The following is a 20,680-nucleotide window of genomic DNA, read 5'->3' as shown; positions in this document are numbered from 1 at the left end:
CCCACCCTATGTCTGTGATTCCCTTGCGCAGAGCACCAGACAACAACCGGCCTGACCGGAGACCGATATGAACGACACCGTGGAACTGATTCAGCATCAAGATTCGCCGCGTTACATTCGCCTCCACGAGGCGGACAACGTGGCCGTGGTGGTCAACGATGGCGGTGTGCCGACCGGTGCCCAGTTCGAGGATGGCCTGGTGACGGTCGAAAGCGTGCCCCAGAGCCATAAGGTGGCGCTGGTGGACATTCCCGAAGGAGAGCCTGTGCGCCGCTATGGCCAGATCATCGGCTATGCGCTCGAGCCGCTGCGTCGCGGCTCATGGGTGAAGGAAACCCAGCTGAAGATGCCCAGCGCGCCACCGCTTGATAGCTTGCCGCGTGCCAATGCGGTACCGGACAAGCTCGCCCCGCTGGAAGGCTACACCTTCGAGGGTTATCGCAACGCCGACGGCACGGTGGGCACGCGCAATATCCTCGGCATCAGCACCACAGTGCAGTGCGTGACCGGCGTGCTGGAACACGCGGTCAAGCGCATTCGCGATGAGCTGCTGCCCAAATACCCCAACGTCGATGATGTAGTGGCGCTGACTCACAGCTATGGCTGCGGCGTGGCCATCAATGCGCGCGACGCCTACATCCCGATCCGCACCGTGCGCAACCTGGCGCGCAACCCGAACCTGGGTGGCGAGGCGCTGGTCATCAGCCTCGGCTGCGAGAAACTCCAGGCCGAGCAGGTGATGCACGAGGGCGATCCTTCGGTGGACCTGCGTGACCCCTGGCTCTATCGCCTGCAGGAGTCCAATACCGGATTTGGCGAAATGATCGAGCAGATCATCGCCCTGGCCGAAACGCGGCTGAAGAAACTCGACCAGCGTCGCCGCGAGACGGTACCGGCGTCCGAGCTTGTGCTTGGTATGCAGTGCGGCGGCAGCGACGCCTTCTCGGGTATCACCGCCAATCCGGCGTTGGGCTATGCGTCGGACTTGCTGGTTCGCGCCGGCGCCACCGTGATGTTCTCCGAAAATACTGAGGTTCGCGACGCGGTGTACATGCTCACCGCCCGCGCCGAGTCGACTGAAATCGCCGACGCACTGATCGCCGAGATGGACTGGTACGACCAGTACCTGGAGCGCGGCGCCGCGGATCGCAGCGCCAACACCACGCCGGGTAACAAGAAGGGCGGGTTGTCCAATATCGTCGAGAAGTCGCTGGGCTCGATCGTCAAATCCGGCAGCAACGCCATCAACGGCGTGGTCGGGCCGGGCGAGCGGGTCGATCGCAAAGGGCTGATCTTCTGCGCAACACCGGCCAGCGACTTCGTGTGCGGCACGCTTCAGTTGGCCGCCGGCATGAACCTGCACGTGTTCACCACCGGCCGCGGCACGCCGTACGGCCTGGCCATGGCACCGGTGGTCAAGGTGGCGACCCGTACCGAGCTGGCCGAACGCTGGCCGGATCTGATCGACATCGACGCCGGCCGCATCGCCACTGGCCGCGCGACCCTCGAGGAGCTGGGCTGGGAGCTGTTCCACTACTACCTGGATGTCGCCAGCGGTCGCAAGAAGACCTGGGCCGAGCAACACCGGCTGCACAACGACATCGTGCTGTTCAATCCGGCGCCCATCACCTGACCACAGCGCGAAAAAGTGAATCAGCGCATCCGCCTGGTGCGCTGTAGCGAATGATCTAACTGCGGGAGGTCGAGATGAGCATACTGCCGGACGAATTCGTCCGCGAGATTGAACGCATCGTCGGTGCAATCGGCATCGTTCGTGATGCCGAGCGCATGCAGAGCTATCTGAGCGACTGGCGCAACGCCTATCGTGGCGACGCGGCGCTGGTGATTCGCCCGGCCAGCACCGAAGAGGTCGCATCCGTAGTACGGCTCTGCAACCAATACCAGGTGACACTGGTTCCGCAGGGTGGCAATACGGGTTTGTGTGGCGGCTCGATTCCGGATGCAAGCGGCACCCAGGTGGTGCTGTCCTTGACCCGCATGACCCGTATTCGCGAAGTCGACCCGGCGAACGAGACCATCACCGTAGAGGCGGGTGTCATCCTGCAGACGCTGCAAGAGGCGGCTGCTGAGGCAGGGCGGTTGTTTCCGTTGGCGCTTGGCGCGCAAGGCAGCTGCACTGTGGGTGGCAATCTCGCCACCAACGCCGGCGGCACTGCGGTGTTGCGCTACGGCAACATGCGTGATCTCGCCCTTGGCCTGGAAGTTGTGCTGCCGGACGGGCGGATCTGGAACGGCCTGCGCGGGTTGCGCAAGGACAACACCGGCTACGACCTCAAGCAGCTGTTCATTGGTTCGGAAGGCACGCTCGGCGTTATCACTGCGGCGGTGCTCAAGCTGTATCCGGCCGTGCGCAGCACGACCACCGCCTGGGTGGCCTTGCCCAGCGCCCAGGCCGCGGTGGAGTTGATCGGCGTCATTCGTGGGCTCTGTGGCGACCGTCTGACGGGCTTCGAACTGATGTCGCGGCAAAGCGTCGAGTTCGTGCTGAGCCATGTCGCGGGATGCAGCGATCCGTTCGCCGAGCCTCACCCCTGGTATGTACTGATCGAACTCAGCGATACCCAGCCGGATGCGCCGCTCAACCAACTGTTAGAGGTGGGCATCGGCGAAGCGCTGGAGCGCGAGCTGGCGATCGATGCCGTGCTGGCCGGGAGTGAAGCCCAGGTGGCGGCGTTGTGGGCCATGCGCGAAGGTATTTCCGAGGCGCAGAACCATGAAGGTCCAAGCCTCAAGCACGACATCAGCGTGCCGGTGAGCTCGATTCCGGCATTCATCGAAGCGACCAATCAGCGCCTTATCGAGCAGTTCCCCGGCGTACGCATCGTTGCCTACGGCCATGTCGGCGACGGCAACCTGCACTACAACATCAGCAAGCCGATCGGCTGCCAAGATGCGGTCTTCAAGGCGCACCAGGAGGCGATCATGCGGGTGATCTATGACGTCACCATGAGCCTGCGTGGCAGTATCAGCGCCGAGCATGGGCTTGGCCAGGCCAAGCGCGACGCGGCCAAGCATTACAAGGACCCGCTAGAGCTAGAGCTGATGCGCGCGCTCAAGGCGACGTTCGACCCCAAAGGGTTGATGAATCCCGGCAAAGTGCTCTAACCGAATCTCTCTCTCAGAGGTAATCCCGTGACCTGTATTCTCCAGCTCGGCCCCCTGACCGAACGCTTCAACCGCGACCTGGCCGCGGAGCATGAGGTACTGCGCATCTGGGAGCAGGACGCGAATGTTTTGCTCGATCAGCACGCCCAACGCATCGAAATCGTGGTGACCTCGGCGCGCTTCGGTTGCACCGCAGAATTGATCGAGCGGCTGCCCAACCTTAAGGCGATCATCAGTTCCGGTGTCGGTTATGACTCCATCGCCGTGGGAGCGGCGCGGGAGCGGGGCATTCCAGTAAGCAACACGCCAGATGTGCTCAACGACTGCGTTGCAGACCTTGCCTTCGGGTTGGTTATCGACTGTGCTCGCCAGATTTCCCGGGCTGACCGTTTCGTTCGTAACGGCGAGTGGCTCTCAGGTGGCCTGCCTTTGGCGAGCAAGGTTTACGGCAAACGACTCGGCATCGTCGGTCTTGGTCGCATCGGCGAGGCTGTCGCCAAGCGCTCCAGTGGTTTCGACATGCAGGTGCGCTACCACAATCGTCAGCCGGTCGAAGGTTGTGAGTACGGCTACGAGTCTGACCTGATCGAATTGGCACGCTGGAGTGATTTTCTGGTGCTGACCTGCCCTGGCGGGAAAAGCACCCGTAATCTCATCCATCGCGAGGTCCTGGACGCGCTTGGCGCGAAAGGCACGCTGATCAACGTATCGCGCGGCTCGGTGGTGGACGAACCGGCATTGGTCGAAGCGTTGCTTGAGGGCCGCCTGGGCGGTGCCGGGCTGGACGTGTACGCCCAGGAGCCGAATGTGCCGCACGCCTTGCTCGACCTGCCGAACGTCGTCCTGCTGCCTCATATCGGTAGCGCCACCGAGGAAACCCGGCGGGCGATGGAAGAATTGCTGTTGGCCAATCTGCGCGCGTTTATCGAGCGTGGAGAGGTGCTGACAGCGGTCTGAGCGCACTTACCGGAGCGCTTCGGACTGGGGGCGGCAACCGTCGCCACAACGAGCCCTGGCCAGAAGCCCGGGTTCGATTTCTGAGCGACATCCCAATGGCGTTACCACAGCCACAGTCACAAGCGTGTGGGTGTGGCGCGCCGCTTACATTCACATCCGCGAGTGATAACGGCTCGCCTGAGGAGTCATCTGCCATGTCCGATCGCCAACCGAGTCTGACCGAGATCGAACTGCGGCATGGTTCGCTGCAGGTGTCGGTTTGTCCGGGGTTGGGTGGGGCGATCACGCGCCTGAGTATTGACGGTATCGACCTATTGCGGCCATGGGACGGTTCCGACAGCGTCCGCCGTGCCGGCTGCTTCGTCCTGGCACCATTTTCCAATCGAGTCGGCGGTGGCGCCTTCGAGCACGAAGGCGAGCACTATCCACTGCGCCGATTGTCACCTGACCATCCGCTGCCGATTCATGGCGTCGTCTGGAAAAGGGCCTGGACCGTGGCCGAACAGGCATCGGCCAGCCTGAGCCTCGCCGTCACGCATCGACCGGAGGGCGACGCGGTCCTTGATTGGCCGTTCGCCTTCGAGCTGGAGCATCGAATTGAGCTCGGTGATGGAGGCGTTACGCTGCACCTGAATTTGCGCAATACCGACACCCGCTCGATGCCTGCCGGGCTAGGTTGGCATCCGTACTTCTTGCGCCATGACGATTGCCGGCTGCAGTTCGCGGCGCGCTCCGTTTGGCAAAACGACTCGCAAGGCCTGCCGTCGCATCTGTCGCAGATTCCGGCACAATGGGACTTCGCGACCGCCAGGCAGCTGCAGGAGCCAGGGTTGGATAACTGTTTCGTTGGCCGTACCGCGCCAGTGCTGATTCGCTGGCCAGGGCAGGGCGTCGAGCTGAGCATGAACGCCAACGAGGCACTTGCTCATCTGGTGGTGTTCACGCCACCTGCTGATATGGGCTTCTTCGCAGTGGAACCGGTATCCCACGCCAATAACGCCCTTGGCATGGACGATCCGGTCGCGAACGGGATGCGGCTGTTGTTGCCTGGCGAGACGATGCAGGTCAGTTGCCAGCTGAACATCAAGCGCATCGGTGTCGAGTAAGACTGCCACGCGATGCGGTGACGCATAACCGCGGCGATCGCTTTCCTGCTCTGGCTGATCGCCTGCAAGGGACCAGCATCCTTGGGCGCCTACGAAGAGGTCCAGCTATTCGAGCGCGCGATGCGCCGATCTCTCCACTTGTTCGTGCAGATCCTAAGTCTCTCTTCAATCACCGAAAAAAAGCCCGTCACGAGGACGGGCGAAAGTTTCCGCAACAGGAGCGAGGAGCGTTGCGTCCAGCGTGGTGGATGCCGCTTACAAGATGGAGATCGGGTAGTTGAAGATCAGGCGGTTCTCGTCCAGGTCACGGGTGTTGGCCTGGGAGCGGAAGCTCGAGTTGCGCCACTTGATGTTGAGGTTCTTCGCCGGGCCGTTCTGGACGGTGTAGGCCAGTTCGGTTTCGCGGCCCCATTCCTTGGCATCGTCGTCGGCGGCGGTCTTGATGTTGTCGCCGCTGATGTAGCGGTTCATCAGGGTCAGACCCGGCACACCCATGGCGGCGAAGTTATAGTCGTGACGCACCTGCCAGGAGCGTTCGCCGGCGTTGTCGTAGGAATTGTTGAAGCTATCGTTGGCCAGCGAGCCGCCGCTGGTGCCGTTGACGCGCATCCAGCCGGTATCGCCGCTGACTTTCTGCAGGCCGACGTAGAAGGTGTTGCCACCAGTTTTCAGACCGAACAGACCGGAGTAGGTCTTGTTGTCCAGCTCGCCTGCCAGCGCGCTGCCGTCCTCGTCCCCCTGGAAGTAGCCCAGGTTGGCGGTCAGGGCCAGGTCGGAGCCCAACGGCTGAGTGTGCAGCAGCTGAACGTACTGCTGTTCGTAGACGTCCTTCAGCTCGGCAGTCCACAACCCTACGGTGGTGCGCTTTTCATTGAAGGCGTATTCGCCACCCAGGTAGTTGAAGCGGTCGGAGACGCCACCGCCGTAGCTCATGTCTTCCATGCTGGCGTCGTCGCGCGGGCTGTTCTGACGGAACTGACCGCCGCTGAGGGTCAGGCCATCGATTTCGCGCGAGGTGACCATGCCGCCCTCGAAGGTCTGCGGCAGCGAACGGCCGTCGTCGGCGCGCAGGATCGGCAGTACCGGCATCATTTCGCCGATTTTCAGCTCGGTATTGGAAAACTTGGCTTTCGCCGCGACGCCCAGACGACCGAAATCATCGGCCGGACGACCATCGCTATGACGCGGCAGCAAGCCGGTGCCGTAGGTACCGCCACCGCCATCGAGTTTGACCGCCAGACCGGCGAGCACGTCAACGCCAAAGCCGACCGGGCCCGGGGTATAGCCGGACTGGATGTTGAGTATGAAGCTCTGGGTCCATTCCTCGGCTTTGCTGCGGTCGGTGATCGAATCGTCGCGGAATTCGCGGCCGATGTAGAAGTTGCGCGCATTGACGGTGATCTTGGTGTCGTCGACGAAGCCTGCAGCACTGGCAGTGGCAGGGATGCCAAGCGCCAGGGTCAGAGTGCCTGCGAATACGGCGACAGACAGGGGATTGCGTGGGGTCATTGTTGTTGTGCTCCCTTTTTTTAAGTAGTCCACCCCGTGCGGCCAAGGCCTAAGACGAGGCGGGATGTAGCGCGGCCGCAGATTCTGGAGCGGCGCTCGTCGGGCAATGAAACTGTTATCAGTTGTCTGACGACGTATCGGATTATGGCTATGCCGCAAGGCTTGTCAATTCAATTTGTAAAGAATTGTTAGGTCTCAGACTTTCGTCTAGTGCAATAGCTCGATGGCGTAAAAGGCGGAGAAACAGGCTGTTGCGGCGATTCGAGCCCAGTCTAGTCAGATGGCTGCACGGGGCTGACCTACGCTGGCCGTGGCCACCAGCCAGGCAGCAGTCGTCTGACCTGTGATCGAGCGAAGCGGTCGTCGATGAGATGAAGCGTGCCAGCGTCTTCCGTGGTGCGGATCACTCGCCCCGCAGCCTGCACGACCTTCTGCAGACCCGGGAAGAGGTAGGTGTAGTCGTAGCCGGCGCCGAACAGCTGATCCATCCGAGCCTTCATTTGCTCGTTCACAGGATTGACCTGGGGCAGGCCCAGGGTTGCCACGAATGCACCGATCAAACGTTTCCCGGGCAGATCGATACCTTCGGAAAACGCACCGCCCAACACCGCGAAACCGATGCCTCGGCTTTGCTCAGTAAACCGTTCGAGAAAGGCAACGCGTGCAGCTTCTTGCATGCTACGGGTCTGCTCCCAGTAGGGCAGGTCAGGGTGCTGCTCACTGAGCAGGGCGGTCACCTGTTGCAGGTAATCGAAACTGCTGAAAAAGGCGAGATAATTGCCCGGGCGCTCGCGGTACTGCTCGGCCAGCAGATCGACGATGGGCTGCAAGGAGGCGTAACGGTCCCGATAACGCGTGGAGATGTTGCGCGCCAGCCGTACCTGCAGTTGCTCAGCCCGAAAGGGTGACTCGACATCTATCCAGACATGATTGAGCGGCACGCCAAGGGTATCGGCGTAAAAACGCTGCGGCGCTAGCGTGGCGGAAAACAGCACGCACGAGCGCGCTTGGCGAATACGCGGGGCGAGAAAGGGGGCGGGGAGCACGTTGCGTATGCAGAGCACCGAGGCTTTCGTCCCATTGCGATCCAGCCCCGGGACCAGCGTACAGTCGATCAGCGAATGCTCACCGAACTCTTCGGCCAGTCGACAGAAATGCATGGCATCGAAATAAGCCGATAACAACGAGGGATCGAGCCCCGCGGGCTCTTCACTCATGTATTCGGTTATGGCACTGACGGCTTGTTGCAGCGCGTTGATGAGCTTGTACGGGATATCCGGGAGGACCTGATACGCATCGACCTGATCTCTGTGCAGGTCGCTCCAGCCGCGCAGCACGCGTTCGACAGGTCTTTTCAAAATCATCGGAAGAGTTTTCCGTAACTTCCTGATATTCCTTACATCTAGCTCGGCGCTGTACATGCTCCTGCCGCGTTCAAGCAGATTATGCGCCTCGTCGACCAGCACTCCGACGTGCCACTCATTGAGCAGCGTCAGGCTGTAGAGCAGAGCGCTCAGGTCGAAGTAATAGTTGTAGTCGCCGATCACCACGTCAGCCCATCGGGCCAGCTCCTGGCTCAGGTAATACGGGCAGATTCCGTGCGCCAGCGCGACCTCACGTAACGTCGCCTTGTCCAGGAAGGGTCGTGTGACGGCGTCGGCGCGAGCAGCTGAAAGCCGATCATAGAAGCCGCGTGCAAGCGGGCAGGATTCGCCGTTGCAGGCCTTGTCCGGGTGTTCGCAAGCCTTGTCACGGGCGATAAGCTCCAGTACCCGAAGCGGCGTGGAATCGCTCGACAGGCTTTTCAGTGCATCGAGGGCAAGTTGGCGGCCGGAAGTTTTCGCGGTAAGAAAGAACAGCTTGTCGAGTTGCTGACCAGGAAACGCCTTCAATTGCGGAAACAGGGTCGCCAACGTCTTGCCGATACCGGTGGGAGCCTGTGCCATCAGGTGCGTGCCAGTGCATACGGCCTTATAGACGGCCTCGGCCAGCTGCCGTTGACCGCTGCGAAATTCCCCGTAGGGGAACGCCAGGTCCCTTAGCGCCTGGTCGCGCTCGGCACGGTGCGCCAACTCCTGCTCGGCCCATGCAATGAAAAATTTGCACTGCGCCTCGAAGAAATTCTGTAGATCGTCCGCACTGAAGGTTTCGACCAGCAGCGTTTCCTTCTGCGTGACCACATCGAAATACACCAGCGCGATATCGAGCGTTTGCAGATAACGCGCTTCGCATAGCAGCCAGCCATAAACCTTGGCTTGAGCCCAGTGCAAATGGCGGTGATTGGCCGGCTGCCGGTCCAGATCGCCGCGGTAGGTCTTGATTTCCTCCAGGCGATTCTTTCCCGGGTCGTAGCCGTCGGCGCGGCCACGCACGTGAAGGGAGCCGTAACGGCCTTCGAGGGTGACCTCGCGTTCGTAGCCATTACCACGTCGTGCGGTGACAGTGGCGTGACCGGCGACGCCCTCCAGCGCGGTAGGCGAGGGCGTGAAGCGCAGGTCCAGATCACCTTGCTTGGCCGTGAATTCGCACAGCGCTCGCACCGCGACGCGATAACTCACCAGGTGGCCTCCGCCCATTGCACATAGCAAACGGCGATTGGCATCTGATGTCGCTGTGCAAAATCTATCCATCGCTTCTGATTGTCCTGCAGACGATCACCAGGGCCTTTTACTTCGATCAGTTGGTAGCGCCGATCGCCAGGCCAGAACTGGATGAGATCCGGCAACCCGCTGCGATGGTTGGGCACGTCCAGCAGAATGCGCTGGAAGAATGCCTTCAGGTGCTCGGCTGGAATGCATTCGAGCGCCAGCTCTAACAGCGTTTCGTCAAACAGTCCCCAACTGACGAACTGTGATTGCAGGCCGAACTTCTCGCGAAACACGCGGCGTATGCAGTCACGGTATTCGTCTGTGCCAAGTTTGCTCAGGCATTCATCGAAAAGCCCGGCTCGACGCGTATGGAAGTCGGGTCGGGCGAGATCAGCTGGAGCCGCATGGAACGGATGGAAGAACGCACCCGGCAGCGGCGCGAAGATCGCGTCCCAGCACAGCAGACCGAGCAGCGAGTTGATCAGCGCATTCTCGACGTAGTAGGCCGGCGCCTCGCTGCGCGACAGATGCTCCCGCACGGCTTGCTCGACGCTCAGGCCGGGTTGCCTGGCAATGGCAAGATCGATGCGTTCCGCTTCGACCACAACGCGGCGGCGTGCCACGGGCTCGCCGAGCGCACGACGCAGGCGTGGCAGGATCCGCTGCAGCTGCTGCGCTTCGTGTTCGCTTTCCGGCGCGGCATTGGCTTCGCTTGCCAGCTGCAACGCGGCTTCGGGCTGGTCGCAGCGTTCGAGCACTCTGATCGCCCGCTCGCGCGCACCGGGATAATTGTTTGTCGCGTGCAGGCGCAGGGCCTGGCTCAGGTCGCCAACACGTTCGCATTGGCGGCCAATGCTCAGCAGCAGCTTGCCGCGCCGATGCTCCAGCCATTCGTTGGCGTAGGGCACGTGAGGAATGTCGGCGAGCACCTCATCCAGCGCCTCGCCCGCCTCGAAACGTTCGCGGCAGCGATGCAGGTGCAAATAGGCGTCGACGTCCTCACGACTGTGGAACGCGCGCGAGGCGGGAGAGAAACTCACCTGTTCGTAGCGGAAGATGCCCAGGTCGGCGAGCACGAATTCTGTCCAGTCCTGGTGAATATTGCCAAAGAACATCAACCGTAGCCGGTCACACAACTCGCTGATGTTGAGCCCGAACGCGACTTCACCGAGCGCCTCGCACCAGTTGCGGAACGGTCGTGGCTGAACATGCTCGGCCAACAGCGTCTGCAGCAGGTCGGTTTTGCGCTGACTGCGGCCCGTCGGGGGGCCAAAGACCCGGATCAGTTCATCTTTATTGAGCAGGGCGAATAATTGAACCAGATCCAGCGTCGGATCCGCGTCGATCCAGCCCTGATCGATCAGCGCGGCGGAGGCTTCCAGGGGGCAGCCGATCTCGGCATAACGCAACTTGCTGGCACGGAATAACGTCCCCTTGCGCATCACCATGCGAACCAACAGCGCCTGCGAGGCTTGCGGGACTTCGCTGAACCGGTCTAGAAACGCGCGCTCGTGGTCGGCCAGCAGATCGCCATGGCGTTCGCCGACCCAGGCAAGCACCTGTCGAAAGTTCTCGAGGTAGTAGAAGGGGTTTTCCAGGGCCTGGCGCATCGAACGTCCGGTTCGGTCATACACGGGCGCATTCACCCGTTTGGCTGTGTATTTATACAGTTGTTGGCGAATTTGGCAACGGCGGGACGATCAGTGGTTTGGCGTGCTATTTGAAAGCAGGGCAGGCCGATGGCAGTGGATGTCTGCAGTGAGACGCACCCAGCAAGGCCGGGCGCGTTAGGCCGTCACACCGTGCGTGAGAACCGGCCGCGCTGCTCGCCGCCGAGATAGGCATCGAACGCCATGGCGACGTTGCGCATCATCAGGTGGCCCTGAGGCATCAGCACTACCGCATCGCTGCGTATCTCCACCAAACCGTCGGCCACCTGCTCGTCGAGCTTGGCCAGCGAATCGGCGAAGTAATCGCAAAAATCGATGCCGTAGCGCTCTTCGATCTCGGCGAAATCGACGCGTCCGTGACACATCAGGGAGATGATTACGTCACGGCGTAACCGGTCGTCTTCGCTCAGCTTGTATCCACGATGCACCGGCAGCATGCCTTCGTTCAGGCGTGCGTAGTACTGCGACAACTCCTTCACGTTCTGGCTGTAGCTGTTGCCGACCTTGCCGATGGAGGAAATGCCGAGCCCGATCAGGTCGCAATCGGCGTGGGTCGAATAGCCTTGGAAGTTGCGCTGCAGCGTGCCGTTGGCGCGGGCCAGCGTCAGCTCATCATCAGGCAGGGAGAAGTGGTCCATGCCGATATAGACGTAGCCGGCGTCTGTCAGGCGCTTGATGGTCAGCTCCAGCAGTTCCAGCTTGCGTTCCGGTGGAGGCATGTCTTCCGGGCGGATCAGCTTCTGCGCACGCACCAGATCCGGCAGATGCGCGTAACTGTAAGCGGCGATGCGATCCGGGCGAATATCGATGATCTTGTTCAGGGTGGTGTTGAAGCTCTCGACTGTCTGCAGCGGCAATCCGTAGATCAGGTCGACGCTGATCGACTTGAAGTTCACTTCACGTGCTGCCTGGACCAGCTCGCGGGTCTGCTCTTCGGTTTGGATGCGGTTGACCGCGATCTGCACCTGTTCATCGAAGTCCTGCACGCCAAAACTCAGACGATTGAAGCCGAGCGTGCGCAGTCCATGAATCTGTTCGGGCGTGACGGTGCGCGGATCGACCTCCAGAGAGAACTCGTGATTGTCACTGTCGTCCATGTTGAAGGCGTCGTGCAGTGCATCCATCAGGTCGGCCAGTTGCTCGCTGGTGAAATAGGTCGGCGTGCCGCCGCCCAGATGCAGCTGGGTCAGCTTGCGTGAACGATCGAACAGCGCCGCCTGCATCTGGATTTCACGCTTGAGATATTCCAGATACTCGACGGCACGATCGGTCTTGTGGGTGATGATCTTGTTGCAGGCGCAGTAGTAGCAAAGGCTTTTGCAGAAGGGGATGTGGATATACACCGATAGCGGCTTGGGTGCCGGGGCGTCGTTGGTCTCCTGCGCGGCGCTGCGATAGTCGTCGATGGCGAAGGCCTGATGGAACTGGGGCGCGGTGGGGTAGGAGGTGTAGCGAGGACCCGGACGGTCATATTTTTCGACCAGGGCGCGGTTAAAGCTCGGCGTTTGGTCCATGTGCGGTTTCACCTTGCGGGTTAATAGGGGAGTGGCTGGATGGGGAGCTCCGTCGACAGCCAGCGACATCGTGCCGCGATTATCCTTGATTCTAGTCACGGTTCGGATGTCTCAAATCAAGAACGCTGCGACTGCCAGACGCCGATATTCGACGCTCAATCCACCCGTCCCGGCGTATCAGAGCGTCGAACCCGTCTGGTTCGTGCGTGCTTAGAGACGGAATTGCCCGACCAGGCGGTTCAGCTCGGCCGCCAGGCGCACCAGCTCATCGCTGATCTGCGAGGTCTGGCTGGCATCCGTGGAGGTCGTGTCGGCAATGTTGCTGATGGTGGTGATGTTGCGGTTGATTTCCTCGGCGACCGCGCTTTGCTCTTCTACCGCCGTGGCGATCTGCATGTTCATGTCGTTGATCGTGCCCACCCCGCCAGCAATCACGTTGAGGCTTTGGGCGGCCTTGGCAACGCAGTCGGAACCGGCATGAGCGCGAATCTGTGCGTTCTGCATAACTGTGACCGCATCGCGCACACCGCTCTGCAACTGCTCGATGGTCGCCTGGATATCTCGAGTGGATTGTTGCGTACGCGAAGCCAGGGTGCGCACCTCGTCGGCGACCACCGCGAAACCGCGGCCCTGTTCGCCAGCGCGTGCTGCTTCGATCGCGGCGTTGAGTGCGAGCAGATTGGTCTGTTCGGCGATGCCGTTGATAACGCCCAGCACCATGCCGATGGAGGCACTGTCCGTCTCGACCTGCTTGATCACCTGTGCGGCCCGTTCGATTTCCCGAATCAGCCCGTCGATGCCGTCCAGCGCCTCGGTGGCCAGGGTTACGCCGGCTCTGGATTGCTCGTCCGCATCGTTCGAGGCCGATGCCGTCTGGCTGGCATGCCGCGCCACTTCCTGCACCGTCGCGCTCATCTCGTTCATCGCCGAGGCCACCATGTCGGTTTCGCTGCGCTGCGCCATGACCGCCGAATGGGTCTTTTCGGCCACATTGGCGACTCGGTCCGACACGGCGCCCAGTTGGCGGGTGATGCCCGCGACCGCTTCCAGGCTATGGCGAAACTTGCCAATCATGCGGTTGAATGAGTGCCCCATGGCACCCACTTCATCTTCGGCATGGACGGATACGATGCGGCTGAGGTCCTCGTCCTCCGTCATCGCCTCCATGGTGTGGCGCATGTCGTTGACGCGACTGATGATCACGCGGCGAATGATGTAGCTCATCACGATCAGGCCGGCCAGCAGAAGCAGAAGCTGGATGCCGGCGGAGATCATGACATTGCGATTGATTTCACCGTCGAGAACCGACAGGTCGTAGCTGATCCGCACAGCCCCCATCACCGAATTTTCGGCAACCTGGTGACACGAAAGGCAATTGGTGCCGCGGTAATCCCGATGAGCAAGGATTGGGTTGACGACGGTGAGCACTCGACCATCCTTGCCCTCCCTGACGTCCATCGTCGCCTTGCCTGCCAGCGCATCGCGGTCCATTTGATCGGTCGCCGCCTCGTGTGCGAATCCTGGGCCGAAGACCTTGGTCACCGGTTCGCCACGTACGATGCGCGCGTCAATCACGCCGGGCCTTGAGAGTATCTTTTCTCGCAGCACTTCGCGCTGGGCCATGGTGCCGGTCAGCATCATTGCGTTGATGCTGTCGAAGTACGAGTCGGCGGCATCCTTGGTTTGCTGTTCGACGACCTGCAACACCAGTCGCTTCTCGGTGCTGGCGGCATGCAGCAACGAGGCGGAAAGCACCAGTGCGAAAACCAGCACCAGGGCCAGGTTGATCTTCGCCTGGACGGACATCTCCCGGTTAGCGTGAGCGCTGCTCATCATCATCCTTACTACTGCTCGGAAACGAAATCGCCTGAAAGCAGGCGATAGACGTGGGGGCTACAGAACAGGCGGTCCAACGCAAGCGTTCGCTCCGTTCGATCAGCCAGGCAGTTGGCGATATGTTAAAGGCTGCGATCGGCTGCGCCTTTGGGACTCGCACCGTATCGGGCGCTAGTTGCTGTTTCACTGATCTGGGTCAGTCAAACGCTTCGTTTCGCTTGCGAAAAACGGAGGTGCTCCAAAGTACGGCGAACGAGTCGGCGGCGCGGATCTACGGCACGGGGAATCCTTGAATCTCCGGTCGTCCCGATTCACTTGGCCACTTGGCAAGCCGCTCGGCACCGAGCACTCTATGCCGCGCGTGCAAGTCAACGACCGCCGGTCAGCTGGCAGCTTCGTTTACCGACTCGAATTTTGCTGTGTGAACCTGCGAACCCCTAATCGTTTCGGCGGTCGTAGCCTCTAGTCAGCCGCTGTCGGCGGGACATGCAGGGTATGGCTGTTGACCGATCCAGGCGCAGTGCATCAACCGGAACTATCTTTTCAAGGACTCACATGATCAAGAAATGCCTTTTTCCTGCGGCCGGATATGGCACGCGCTTCCTTCCTGCGACCAAGGCCATGCCCAAGGAGATGTTGCCGGTAGTGAACAAGCCGCTCATCCAGTACGGGGTTGAAGAGGCGCTGGCTGCAGGGCTTAACCAGATCTCGATCGTTACCGGTCGCGGCAAACGTTCCCTGGAAGACCACTTCGACATCAGCTATGAGCTGGAGCATCAGATCCGCAACACCGACAAGGAAAAGTACCTGGTCGGCATCCGTAAGCTGATTGACGAGTGCAGCTTCTCCTACACCCGCCAAGTCGAAATGAAGGGTCTGGGCCATGCCATTCTCAGCGGCCGCCCGCTGATTGGCGACGAGCCCTTTGCCGTGGTTCTGGCCGACGACCTGTGCATCAACGTGGACGGAGATCCGGTACTGGCGCAGATGGTCAAGCTCTACAACCAGTTCCGCTGCTCGATTGTCGCCATTCAAGAAGTGCCGCCGGAAGAAACCAGCAAGTACGGTGTTATTGCCGGTGAAATGATCCGTGACGACATTTTCCGCGTCAGTCACATGGTCGAAAAGCCCAAGCCGGAAGACGCGCCGTCTAACCTGGCGATTATCGGTCGTTACATCCTGACGCCGGATATCTTTAACCTGATCGAGCAAACCGAGCCGGGCAAGGGCGGCGAGATCCAGATTACCGACGCCCTGATGCGTCAGGCGCAGGATGGCTGCGTCCTGGCATACAAGTTCAAGGGCCAGCGTTTCGATTGCGGCAGCGCCGAGGGTTATATCGCGGCGACCAACTTCTGCTACGAGAACTTCTATCTGACCGGCAAGGCGTTCTGATTCACCTCACGCCGAGCACAAAGCCACCCAAGGGTGGCTTTGTTCGTTTCATGGCGCCGGCATGTCCTCGGCGCCTGGTCCCAACGGCTGGCCATAGCTGAACTCGACGTAGTTGCCCGCCGGATCCCGCAGGCCGCAGTAGTAGCCGACCGGGTAGGGTTCATCACGCGGCTCCCAGATCAGGCAGCCAGCCTGGCGAGCACGAGCGGCAATCGCATCGACTTCACCGCGGCTCGACAGCGCGAAGCCGAAATGGCTGTAGTCATTGTCGGCCAGCGCACGGTCCTGCCCCCCCGGCATGATCACAAAGATGAAATCGCGCTCCTTGCCAGGCTCAGCCATCCAGACGATGCGTGAACCTTTTCCAGCGCGCTCGTGAAACACGTGCATTCCGCAGAACTGTGCATAGAACGCGATGCATGCGTCCAGGTCGGGGACATGCAAGGCGAGGTGGGTCAGGGTAGGGCGCATGCGGCACTCCTTCGATGATCGGGCCAACGACGTTGGGTTATGCTTTGCGTTCTACATGGGAGACAACAGTTCATGGCTTACGACTTCGATCTATTCGTCATCGGTGCCGGCTCCGGTGGCGTCCGTGCCGCTCGTTTCGCCGCTGGCTACGGTGCCCGCGTCGCGGTTGCCGAAAGCCGTTATCTGGGTGGCACCTGCGTAAACGTCGGCTGCGTACCGAAGAAGCTGCTGGTTTACGGTGCCCACTATGCCGAGGATATCGGTCAGGCCCAAGGCTATGGCTGGACCATCGATGGTGCGACTTTCGACTGGAAGACCCTGATTGCCAATAAGGACCGCGAGATTCAACGCCTCAACGGTATCTATAAGAATCTCCTGGTCGACAGCGGCGTCACCTTGCTGCAGGCGCATGCGCGGCTGGTCGATGCCCATACCGTCGAAGTAGACGGCCGTCACTACAGTGCCGAGCACATTTTGATCGCAACCGGTGGCTGGCCTTTCGTGCCGGACGTTCCGGGTCGCGAGCATGCGATCACCTCCAACGAAGCCTTTTATCTCGATGAGCTGCCGCGTCGCGCGCTGGTGGTCGGTGGCGGCTACATTGCTGTCGAGTTCGCCTCGATCTTCCATGGCTGTGGCGCCGAGACCAAGCTGCTTTATCGGGGCGACCTGTTCCTGCGTGGTTTCGATGGTTCGCTACGCGATCACCTCAAGGATGAGTTGATCAAGAAGGACATCGATCTGCAGTTCAACGCCGACATCGCGCGCATCGACAAACAGGCGGACGGCAGCTTGCTCGCCACACTGCACGACGGTCGCGTATTGGAAACCGACTGCATTCTGTACGCCACTGGCCGGCGCCCGATGCTGGACGGGCTGGGGCTCGAGAATGTCGATGTCACGTTGGACAAACGCGGTTTCATTGCGGTTGACGAGCAGTTTCGAACTACCGCGCCATCGATCCTGGCAATCGGCGATGTGATCGGTCGCATCCAGTTGACCCCCGTCGCGCTTGCCGAAGGCATGGCGGTGGCGCGCCAGCTATTCAAACCGGAGGAGTACCGGCTGGTCGATTACAACACCATCGCCACCGCGGTGTTCAGCTTGCCGAACATGGCGACGGTCGGCCTGACTGAAGAAGAAGCACGCAAGCAAGGGCACAAGGTGGTGTTGTTCGAGAGTCGCTTCAGACCCATGAAGCTGACCATGACCGGTAGCCTCGAGCGCAGCCTGATGAAGCTGGTGGTCGATGCCGAAACCGACAAGGTACTGGGCTGCCATATGGCCGGACCGGATGCCGGCGAGATCATGCAGGGCATGGCCATCGCCTTGAAAGCAGGCGCTACCAAGCGAATCTTCGACGATACGGTGGGTATCCATCCGACGGCGGCTGAAGAGTTCGTCACCATGCGCACGCCAACGGGAATCTGATCGAAGCACGGTGTTGCGCACGTCCGACCGGCCATGCGTCATGGCCGGTCGGACAAGGCATCATTGTGGAGGAGGGTGCTGATTTCCAGGGCGGGCAGCTAGGCACCTCAGCTGTCATCCGTGGTCGTCGACGCTCAATGATGCTGGTGGGTGTTGCCATTCGGCTCCGGAGCCTGCTCCTGAATGGCGACATCAACGGTTACTTCACCAGCTTTATCGAAAATCAGCGTAAGGGGGAAGCGCTCTCCGGCGACCAGCGGCTCGCTCAGTTTGAAAAGCATCACGTGATTGCCTCCCGGCTTGAACGCCACTTCGCCACCGGCAGGCAACTCGACCGAGTCGATACGCTCCATGCTCATCACGTCGCCCTTATGGACATGGGTATGCAACTCGGCTCTTTCGGCGCGCGGGGTCTGAATGTCCATCAGTCGATCCGGCGTATTACCGGGATTGCTCAAAGTGAAGTACACCGCACCGGTAGGGGCGCTCGGCGGCATGGCACGGGACCATACCTGCGTAACGATCGGCTTCCCATCGTTCATTTGATGGCTGTGTGCATGGTCATCAGCCATGGCGGTCAGAGTAACCGTGCCGAGCACGAGAGCGGTTGCCAGACGAAGCAGCATGAAGTTTCTCCAGAGTGGTGTGCGATGCCGAACATTATCATGACGGCTTTCACGTCTCATGAGAGCAAAGCCAATCGCGCCAGCGATGCTGGCGTCGCAATGAACCTGCAGCGCTGCTGCGTTTCTGTTTGAATGAAACGCCGAACGCGGTTTACAACGAAACGGGGACAGGCCTAGGTCCCATCTGATCGGAGATGCATCAACCAATGGAACGAAGTCGCTGGAGTCACCGGCTGTTACCCGGCGGAAAAGAACCTGATCCGCGATTCACCCTGGCCAACGAAAGAACCTTTCTCGCCTGGATCCGCACGTCGCTGGCGCTATTGGCTGGCGGCGTCGCGGTCGAAGCCTTTGCCGGAGGCGTCTTTACCCTGGAGTTGCGCAAGGTGCTGGCCGTCTCGTTGTTATTGCTGGCCATGTTCATCAGCTCAACGGCCTGTATCCGCTGGCTGAGCATCGAACGGGCGATGCGCCACAGCGGCCCTTTGCCGTTTCCGTTGCTGATCCCGATCCTTTCGATCGGCGGCACGTTGGTTACGCTGGTCCTTATCAGTTTCATCGCCCTGCGCAGCTGAAATGCACATATCCTTTCGTCGTCGCCTGGAGCCCAAACCGCCGCGGCCGCCGTTGCACGAAGACCCGGGGCTGCAGCCGGAACGCACCTCGCTGGCTTGGGGTCGAACGCTGCTCACCATGCTCACCGTCAGCTCACTTTTCTTGCGCTGGATGCCATATCACGGAACCTTCGTCGCGATGCTGATCGCACTGTCGTTGCTCACGGCGCTAGGCATCTGGACCACCCAACGGCATCGTTACACACGCAGTGCCAGCGGCCTGAAAAGTGGACGCATTCAAGCTGACGCGGTCTCGGTACTGTGGTTGGGTGCTTCAGTTTCCATACTCGCCGTGTTAGGGCTCTATACCGTTATTTTTTTGCCGATCAGTAGCTGAGGCAGCAACCAGAAGAGGCTTAGATGACCACCGCCAATCAGCAATTTGCCAGCGACAACTATTCGGGCATCTGCCCGGAAGCTTGGGAGGCCATGGCCCGGGCGAACCAGGGCCATGATCGGGCTTACGGCGACGACCAATGGACGACCCGCGCCGCGGACCATTTCCGCCAGTTGTTCGAAACCGATTGCGAAGTGTTCTTCGCGTTCAATGGCACGGCGGCCAACTCTCTGGCGCTGTCTTCGCTCTGTCAGAGCTATCACAGCGTGATATGCGGCGATATCGCGCATATCGAGACTGATGAATGTGGCGCGCCGGAATTCTTCTCCAACGGCTCCAAACTGCTGGTGGCGCGGACCGAGCAAGGCAAGCTCACACCCACGGCAATCCGTGAAATTGCGCTGAAGCGCAAGGACATCCATTACCCCAAGCCGCGCGTTGTCAGCATTACCCAGGCCACTGAAATCGGCACCGTATACCGGCCCGACGAACTCCAGGCCATCAGCGATACCTGCAAAGAACTGGGGCTGCATCTGCATATGGACGGCGCACGTTTCGCCAATGCCTGTGCGTTTCTTGGCTTATCGCCGGCGGAGCTGAGCTGGAAGGCTGGCGTGGACGTGCTCTGTTTCGGCGGGACCAAGAACGGTATGGCCGTGGGCGAAGCCATTCTGTTTTTCAATCGCGACCTGGCTGAAGATTTCGAATACCGCTGCAAACAGGCCGGACAGCTGGCATCGAAGATGCGCTTTCTATCTGCGCCATGGGTCGGCTTGCTGGAAAACAATGCCTGGATGAGATACGCCGACCATGCGAACAGCTGCGCCCAGTTACTTGCGACGTTGATCAGCGATGTGCCGGGCGTGGAGCTGATGTTTCCCGTCGAGGCCAATGGCGTTTTCGTAAGCATCCCACCCTTGGCCCTGGAAGCGCTTAGAAGCCGCGGTTGGATGTTTTACACCTTCATCGGTGTCGGCGGTGCGCGCTTCATGTGCTCCTGGGACACCAGCGAGGAGCGTGTGCGGCAGTTGGCGGATGACATTCGCGTTGTCGTTATGGAGAACCAGTAGTTGCGACCTTCGCCGGTGCCGCACGGAAGCGGCATCCACCCCGTTTGCGGCCGAAGCCGATAGACATTGATTAATTCACAGGTTGGTTTGCACGGCCGGTTCAATCCAGCCCGAAGATGTTCGCGGCGGATCTAGTAAAAGATCCCGCCGGCATCGTGAAGCATGTACATGGCGCCTCGGCGATCATTAACTCCGACTACATGCCGTGGACAAAACGACGTACTACAGCGTTTGGGATTTTCCGGACGAATCGATGTACTTCATGGTCTGCTCCACCGGTTCGCAGACAGCACTATCTCGAGTCGAGATAGACAACACTTTTTCTATATCCAGCTTCGTTCCGTACGCATCTGAACAAAAGATGGGTGTGATATTGGTTATCACACCCATCGATGCGGAACACGGGTGCCGTGATCCGGTGCGCCCGTAA

At 60.5% G+C, this 20,680-nt stretch carries 17 protein-coding genes and 1 pseudogene; 9 read left to right on the top strand and 9 right to left on the bottom strand.

What is annotated here, in order from left to right:
• Window positions 1–79 precede the first annotated feature (79 nt).
• The 4 genes from garD (at window position 80) to ACL0K2_RS02170 (ending at window position 5,189) form a co-directional block, all read left to right on the top strand.
• Window positions 80–1,633 (top strand): galactarate dehydratase, encoded by a 1,554-nt coding sequence (gene garD, locus ACL0K2_RS02185; protein WP_413044422.1) that lies wholly within the window; start codon window positions 80–82, stop codon window positions 1,631–1,633.
• A gap of 74 nt (window positions 1,634–1,707) precedes the next feature.
• Window positions 1,708–3,126: an FAD-binding oxidoreductase gene (locus tag ACL0K2_RS02180; RefSeq protein WP_413043676.1), complete on the top strand. Its 1,419-nt coding sequence runs from the start codon at window positions 1,708–1,710 to the stop codon at window positions 3,124–3,126.
• A 27-nt stretch (window positions 3,127–3,153) separates the two neighbouring features.
• Window positions 3,154–4,083: a 2-hydroxyacid dehydrogenase gene (locus ACL0K2_RS02175; protein ID WP_045163704.1), complete on the top strand. Its 930-nt coding sequence runs from the start codon at window positions 3,154–3,156 to the stop codon at window positions 4,081–4,083.
• A 194-nt stretch (window positions 4,084–4,277) separates the two neighbouring features.
• Window positions 4,278–5,189 carry an aldose 1-epimerase gene (locus tag ACL0K2_RS02170; protein ID WP_413043675.1) on the top strand — a complete coding sequence of 304 codons (912 nt, stop codon included), beginning with the start codon at window positions 4,278–4,280 and terminating at the stop codon, window positions 5,187–5,189.
• Between the two features lie 255 nt (window positions 5,190–5,444).
• Here ACL0K2_RS02170 and ACL0K2_RS02165 read toward each other — a convergent pair whose 3' ends face one another.
• From ACL0K2_RS02165 to ACL0K2_RS02140, 6 genes and pseudogenes are all read right to left on the bottom strand, one after another.
• Complete coding sequence (locus ACL0K2_RS02165) at window positions 5,445–6,698, bottom strand: OprD family porin (RefSeq protein ID WP_045162201.1); 1,254 nt, start codon at window positions 6,696–6,698, stop codon at window positions 5,445–5,447.
• A gap of 299 nt (window positions 6,699–6,997) precedes the next feature.
• Window positions 6,998–9,256: an ATP-dependent DNA helicase gene (locus ACL0K2_RS02160; protein ID WP_239609061.1), complete on the bottom strand. Its 2,259-nt coding sequence runs from the start codon at window positions 9,254–9,256 to the stop codon at window positions 6,998–7,000.
• Window positions 9,253–10,896 (bottom strand): VRR-NUC domain-containing protein, encoded by a 1,644-nt coding sequence (locus tag ACL0K2_RS02155; RefSeq protein WP_045162202.1) that lies wholly within the window; start codon window positions 10,894–10,896, stop codon window positions 9,253–9,255. The genes ACL0K2_RS02160 and ACL0K2_RS02155 overlap by 4 nt, the downstream gene beginning before the upstream one ends.
• A gap of 185 nt (window positions 10,897–11,081) precedes the next feature.
• Complete coding sequence (gene hemN / locus ACL0K2_RS02150; protein ID WP_045162203.1) at window positions 11,082–12,470, bottom strand: oxygen-independent coproporphyrinogen III oxidase; 1,389 nt, start codon at window positions 12,468–12,470, stop codon at window positions 11,082–11,084.
• 210 nt (window positions 12,471–12,680) lie between these two features.
• Entirely contained in the window at window positions 12,681–13,409 is a 729-nt protein-coding gene (locus ACL0K2_RS02145; RefSeq protein WP_413044421.1) for a methyl-accepting chemotaxis protein, read from the bottom strand.
• 135 nt (window positions 13,410–13,544) lie between these two features.
• Window positions 13,545–13,694, bottom strand: a pseudogene (locus tag ACL0K2_RS02140) (HAMP domain-containing protein); the annotation flags it as partial.
• Window positions 13,695–14,861: 1,167 nt separating this feature from the next.
• Here ACL0K2_RS02140 and galU point away from each other — a divergent pair.
• Complete coding sequence (gene galU, locus ACL0K2_RS02135) at window positions 14,862–15,701, top strand: UTP--glucose-1-phosphate uridylyltransferase GalU (RefSeq protein WP_045162205.1); 840 nt, start codon at window positions 14,862–14,864, stop codon at window positions 15,699–15,701.
• Between the two features lie 48 nt (window positions 15,702–15,749).
• Here the strand turns inward: galU and ACL0K2_RS02130 are convergent, their stop codons facing one another.
• On the bottom strand, window positions 15,750–16,172 hold the full coding sequence (locus tag ACL0K2_RS02130) for a VOC family protein (protein WP_413043674.1): 423 nt from the start codon (window positions 16,170–16,172) through the stop codon (window positions 15,750–15,752).
• 72 nt (window positions 16,173–16,244) lie between these two features.
• Between ACL0K2_RS02130 and gorA the strand changes: the two genes are divergently transcribed.
• The gene (gene gorA, locus ACL0K2_RS02125) at window positions 16,245–17,603 is read left to right on the top strand and encodes a glutathione-disulfide reductase (protein ID WP_413043673.1); all 1,359 of its coding nucleotides are present in this window, start codon (window positions 16,245–16,247) and stop codon (window positions 17,601–17,603) included.
• A gap of 134 nt (window positions 17,604–17,737) precedes the next feature.
• Here the strand turns inward: gorA and ACL0K2_RS02120 are convergent, their stop codons facing one another.
• On the bottom strand, window positions 17,738–18,229 hold the full coding sequence (locus ACL0K2_RS02120) for a copper chaperone PCu(A)C (protein ID WP_045162208.1): 492 nt from the start codon (window positions 18,227–18,229) through the stop codon (window positions 17,738–17,740).
• Window positions 18,230–18,435: 206 nt separating this feature from the next.
• Between ACL0K2_RS02120 and ACL0K2_RS02115 the strand changes: the two genes are divergently transcribed.
• The 3 genes from ACL0K2_RS02115 to ACL0K2_RS02105 are packed head-to-tail and all read left to right on the top strand — an operon-like array spanning window position 18,436 to window position 20,250.
• Window positions 18,436–18,804 carry a YidH family protein gene (locus ACL0K2_RS02115; protein ID WP_239609056.1) on the top strand — a complete coding sequence of 123 codons (369 nt, stop codon included), beginning with the start codon at window positions 18,436–18,438 and terminating at the stop codon, window positions 18,802–18,804.
• 1 nt (window position 18,805) lies between these two features.
• Window positions 18,806–19,180, top strand: coding sequence for a DUF202 domain-containing protein (locus ACL0K2_RS02110; RefSeq protein WP_413043672.1), 375 nt, complete (start codon window positions 18,806–18,808; stop codon window positions 19,178–19,180).
• A gap of 23 nt (window positions 19,181–19,203) precedes the next feature.
• Complete coding sequence (locus tag ACL0K2_RS02105) at window positions 19,204–20,250, top strand: threonine aldolase family protein (RefSeq protein WP_045162211.1); 1,047 nt, start codon at window positions 19,204–19,206, stop codon at window positions 20,248–20,250.
• A 222-nt stretch (window positions 20,251–20,472) separates the two neighbouring features.
• Here ACL0K2_RS02105 and ACL0K2_RS02100 read toward each other — a convergent pair whose 3' ends face one another.
• Complete coding sequence (locus ACL0K2_RS02100) at window positions 20,473–20,640, bottom strand: DUF2790 domain-containing protein (protein WP_080890595.1); 168 nt, start codon at window positions 20,638–20,640, stop codon at window positions 20,473–20,475.
• Window positions 20,641–20,680 lie beyond the last annotated feature (40 nt).

Origin of the sequence: Pseudomonas sp. YJ42, assembly GCF_047225135.1 — a bacterium.
Classification (GTDB): Bacteria; Pseudomonadota; Gammaproteobacteria; order Pseudomonadales; family Pseudomonadaceae; genus Stutzerimonas; species Stutzerimonas stutzeri_E.
The sequence above is the reverse complement of the archived record's forward strand: the minus strand, read 5'-3'. Positions and strand labels throughout refer to the sequence as shown.